General features: G+C 69.5%; 3 protein-coding genes. 1 reads left to right on the plus strand and 2 read right to left on the minus strand.

Annotation, left to right across the window (positions count from 1 at the left end):
* Together VEG08_12285 and VEG08_12290 are read right to left on the minus strand one after the other, a co-directional pair.
* Positions 1-831: hypothetical protein (locus tag VEG08_12285; protein ID HXZ28762.1), on the minus strand; the 831-nt coding region annotated here is incomplete at its 3' end.
* Positions 828-2,582 (minus strand): protein kinase, encoded by a 1,755-nt coding sequence (locus VEG08_12290; protein HXZ28763.1) that lies wholly within the window; start codon positions 2,580-2,582, stop codon positions 828-830. The genes VEG08_12290 and VEG08_12285, both read right to left, overlap by 4 nt.
* A gap of 249 nt (positions 2,583-2,831) precedes the next feature.
* Between VEG08_12290 and VEG08_12295 the strand changes: the two genes are divergently transcribed.
* The coding region (locus VEG08_12295) for a CocE/NonD family hydrolase (GenBank protein ID HXZ28764.1) at positions 2,832-3,935 on the plus strand (1,104 nt) is incomplete at its 3' end.

The following is a 3,935-nucleotide window of genomic DNA, read 5'->3' on the forward strand; positions in this document are numbered from 1 at the left end:
CTCGGGACGCGTCACGCTGAAGACCAGGTGCGCCTCCGCCTTGTCGGTGGCGGTGGCCAGCACCAGCACGCTGGATGTGCCGGACGCGACCGCCAGCGCGGGCAGCAGGAACTCCGAAGTCTGCGGGCTGAGGGCCTTCAGCGTGGCGGGCTGGCCGTTGACCGTGACCAGGGCGATGCCGGAGGGCTGGGTGGCGATGCCGCGCACCTTGAGGGTGGCGCCGGCCTCCACGGGTTTAGATTCCTCCGCGCCCGCGGGCTCCACCAGGGTGATGGCCGGGGGCGTGGGCGCGGGCGGCGGCTTGGGCGCCAGCCGCGCCACCACCTGGTCGAAGTTCTGGATGGCGTCTTGGATCTCGCTGCCCGCGCCGAAGTCCCCGGCCACAGGGGTGTTGCGCAGCGTCCCCGGCCGCACCAGCGACAGGTGATACACGCCGCCATTGCGGAACTTCAGTTCCGTGGCGTTGCGATGCTGGCCCAGCATGGTCTTCCAGGGGCGGCTCACGACCAGGTCGGCGCGCGCGTACTGGAAAGAGTCGTGCTTCGAAGCCTCGGGCAAAATCACCTCGTAACGGATGGAGTCGCGCGAGATGAACAGCAAGCCATAGCAGAAGTTGCCGAGGGTCTCGCCGAAGAAGTGGTGATGGGCGACGTTCAGGCCCAGCACCGGGTTGTCGCCGCCGGAGACGAGATAGGGATTGCTCTCGAAGCCGTTGGGAAAATCGGCGGCGGTGGGGGGCTTGGGCGGCGCCGGCTGCGGCGCGGCGGGTGTGGTCTGTGCGGCCAGCCACGAGCCCAGCAGCAGAAGCGCGGTGGCGAGCGCGGTCTTCATCTTCGCCTCTTCAGGATCTCTTCCTCGGCGCGCTTGGCCTGCTGGGCGCGGGCCAGGCCTTGGCGGGCGGCGCGGTTGCCGGGCTCGGCCTCGAGCGCAGCCTGGAAGCTGGCGATGGCGGCGTCGTAGTCGCCGGCGTTGAGCTGGCGGTCGCCGCCGGTCACCAGGTCGCGGGCGCGGCGCGCTCCCTGCTGGGCGCGGCGCGCGCGCTCCTCGTCGCGGTCGGGCGGCGGCTTGGACTCCACCGCGGCAGCGGGCGCTTCGTGCTCCACCGTCGGCCGCACCTTCATCTGGTTGCTCACGCGCTTGGCGCCGGGAACGGCGGAGGCCAGCGCGATGGCGGCCGCGGCCTGCGCCGGCGTGTCCAGCGGGCCGGTGAGCGTGACCACGCCCTCGTGCACCGCCACTCCGATGGTCTCGCCCTTCAGCGCGGGGGAGGCGGTCAGCGCACCGGTGACGGCGGCGGCGATCTCCTCGTCGCTGGCAGCGGGCGCGGCGGCGGAGGGTGGCGGCGCGGACGCCGGCCACAGCGGCAGCTCGTGCCGCAGCAGGTAGTAGCCCCAGGTGCCGAGCAGGAGGAGCAGCAGGACCAGGCCTCCGATGGCGCCCCAGGGGCGGGAGCGCGGCGCGGGAGCGCGCCGCATCTGCAGCGGAGTGAGCACGCGGCGCGGCCGCGGCGTCAGCGCGGGACGAGGAGCGAGCGCCACCGCTCCTCGCGTCGCCGGCGGCGCGGGAGCCGGCGCAGCCGCCAGCTCTTCCGAGCCCAGCACCGAGGTGCCCGCCTCCGAGGCCCAGGCCTCCGGGTCCTTGAGCGCCGCCAGCATCTCCTCGGCGCTCTGGAAGCGGTCTTCGCGCTGCTTGGCCAGCGACTTCAGCAGCAGCTTCGAGATCGCCTGGGGGATCCGCAGGTCGGGACGCAGCAAGTCGGGCGGCCGCGGCGGCGTCTGGATGTGGTGCAGCAGCAGGCCCATGGGCGTGTCGCTCTCGAACGGCAACTGCCCGGTCACCATCTCGTAGAGCACCACGCCCAGCGAGTAGAGGTCGGCGCGCCCGTCGATGTCGTTGCCGTGCTTGCCCAGCGCCTGCTCGGGGGAGATGTACTGGGGCGTGCCCACCACCATGCCGGTGTGGGTGGGGGTGTAGCCGGCGCCGCTGCCCACCGTGCTCTCGCGCACCTTGGCGATGCCGAAGTCCAGCACTTTGACCAGGTCGTGGCCGTCGGCCTGCTCCACCAGGATGATGTTGTCGGGCTTGATGTCGCGATGAGTGATGCCCAGGTGGTGGGCGGCGGCCAGCGCCTGCGCCACCTGGCGCGCGATGTGCAGGGCGCGCGCCAGGCGCAGCGCCCCGTGCTTCTGGATCACGTTGCGCAGGTTCTCGCCCCGCACGTACTCCATGACGATGAAGGGGCGGCCGTCCTCGGTGGAGTCGATGTCGTCCACCCGCACCGCGTTCAGGTGGTGCAGCTTGCGGGTGATGATGGCTTCATTGCGGAAGCGGTGCAGGAAGCCCTCGTCGTCGAGCATGCGGCTGGAGACCACCTTGAGGGCGTGGACCTCCTGGAAGGCGACGTGCTTGGCCTTGTAGACCACCGCCATGCCGCCGGCCCCGATGCGCTCCACGATCTGGTACTTCTCGCGGATGATGAGCCCGGGCATCAGCTCGGAGGCGGTGTGCAGCAGGGTCTGGTCTTTGGGGCAGGTGGTGAACGAGGTGGGGTAGGTGCTGTGACAGGTGTCGCAAACCTTCATGCTTGCAACCTCCCCTTCGGCTGCCGCAGCAGCGGGAGGCAAGTGGCGCAGGGTCCCAACCTCCATGATACCCCCGCGAACGAGGGAGTGAAAGAAATCGCCTCATCGGGTGATCGGGCCATCGCGTCGTTTGAACGCCAAGATGTCTTGCTGGCGTCTGACGTCTGAGGTCTGACGTCCGCTCGTCATTGACTTGCCGGGGCGCGCGTCCTAACATCGCCCTCCCGCAGCCAGCCCCGGAGGACCTCCATGAAGCCGATGCGCGATCTTTCTATGTTCGTCCTGCTGGCCTGGATCTTCGCCGGCCTGATGGGCATGCCAGCCTTCGCCCAAGCCACGCCCCCAGCCTCCACCCTGCCCAGCGAGACCCCGGCCCAGTTCCAGCCCGTCACCACCAGCTTCGATTACACTCGGCGCGAGGTCATGATCCCCATGCGCGACGGGGTGAGGCTGCACACCGTCATCCTGGTGCCGCGCAGCGCTACCCCGAGCCACCGCGCTCCCATCCTCCTGACCCGCACTCCCTACGACGCCACCGCGCTCACCAGCCACGCCGACAGCCCCCACCTGGGCCCCATCCTCGAGGGCTACGACAATCCCACCGACGTCATCGTGGAGGGCGGCTACATCCGCGTGGTCCAGGATGTCCGCGGCAAGTACGGCTCCGAGGGCGACTACGTCATGAACCGTCCCTTCCGCGGTCCTCTGAATCCCACCGGGGTGGACCACGCCACCGACACCTACGACACCATCGACTGGCTGGTGAAGAACCTCCCGGAGTGCAACGGCCGGGTAGGCATCCTGGGCATCTCCTACGACGGCTTCACCACCCTGGCGGCGCTCATCGATCCCCACCCCGCGCTCAAGGTGGCGGTGCCCATGAATCCCATGGTGGACGGCTGGAGGGGCGACGACTGGTTTCACAACGGCGCCTTCCGCCAGCAGAACCTCCCCTACATCTACGAGCAGGAGGGGACCCGCGACAACAAGGCGAAGTGGTGGTCGGGCTACTTCGACGACTACGACCTCTTCATGGAGGCCGTTTCGGCGGGGGAGCTGGGACGCCGGCACGGGCTGGACCAGGTCGGCTTCTGGAGGAAGATCCTGGCGCATCCCGCCTACGACGCCTTCTGGCGTGACCAGGCGGTGGACAGGCTTCTGGCCGCCCGTCCCCTGAAGGTGCCGGTGATGCTCGTCCACAGTCTCTGGGACCAGGAGGACATCTACGGCGCCATCGCCGTTTACAAGTCGCTCAAGCCGAAGGACACGGGCGGTGACAAGGTCTTTCTCGTCATGGGCCCCTGGTGCCACGGCCAGGAGATACACGACGGCAGCTCGCTCGGCGCCTTGAGG

The sequence above is a fragment of the Terriglobales bacterium genome (assembly GCA_035624475.1).
In the GTDB taxonomy this organism is placed as follows: Bacteria; Acidobacteriota; Terriglobia; order Terriglobales; family Acidobacteriaceae; genus DASPRL01.

Bases quoted from the DNA above. Each gene is read 5' to 3' on its own strand.
- VEG08_12290 (HXZ28763.1), bottom strand. From the start codon at position 2,582: ATGAAGGTTTGCGACACCTGTCACAGCACCTACCCCACCTCGTTCACC.